The organism is Sulfitobacter sp. HI0129 (genome assembly GCF_001635395.1).
Classification (GTDB): domain Bacteria; phylum Pseudomonadota; class Alphaproteobacteria; order Rhodobacterales; family Rhodobacteraceae; genus Sulfitobacter.
In genome coordinates this window covers 1-605 of the sequence record NZ_LWGH01001027.1, presented here as the reverse complement: position 1 = coordinate 605, position 605 = coordinate 1, and the positions used below count along the sequence as shown (strand labels likewise).

Sequence of the window (605 nt, the reverse complement as noted above, 5' to 3'; positions counted from 1 at the left end):
TGAAAAAGGACGGAGATCACCAGCACGAAAAGCGGCGCGGTAAAGAGCCCCGCCACCACCACCCCGATGGGCATGATGGACAGGCAGCCGAAGTAGATCAGCATGGCCCCCGCGGTGAACAGGCTACGCCCCAGTACCGCGCCCCATCGCTTTGGCCGGATCAGACCGAACCCCACCGCCGCGAGACCCAGCAACAGCAGCAGCGCCATAAACCCGCGCAGCATGTGAAACTGCCAGAGCGAACCGCTCTGCGTCAGATAGGGCACGAAATTGTCCGTCAGGCCGAGCGTCATCATGCCACCCAGCACGGTAATGGCTGCCGCTGTCGGACGCGCCGATTGTATTGATTCCTGCTGCATATGCCCCCTGCCCTGTCCTTCTTTTGTACTTTCCAAACTCGCCTCGCCATCGCAATACTCAACCCCAAAAGCGACATCTGCGAAGACGGGGGGACAGTTATGGGCTGGATGCGGGACGAAACGGGGCTGGACAAATGTGCCGCGAACCATGTGGCGCTGACACCGTTGTCCCACCTGAGACGGGCCGCCGACGTCTTTGCCGACCGAACCGCGGTGATCTACGGCAGCCTTCGTCACAGCTATGCT

General features: G+C 61.2%; 1 pseudogene. It reads right to left on the bottom strand.

Features of this window, described 5'->3' with window-relative positions:
- Nucleotides 1–359, bottom strand: a pseudogene (locus tag A3764_RS21940) (DMT family transporter); the annotation flags it as partial.
- Nucleotides 360–605: the final 246 nt, after the last annotated feature.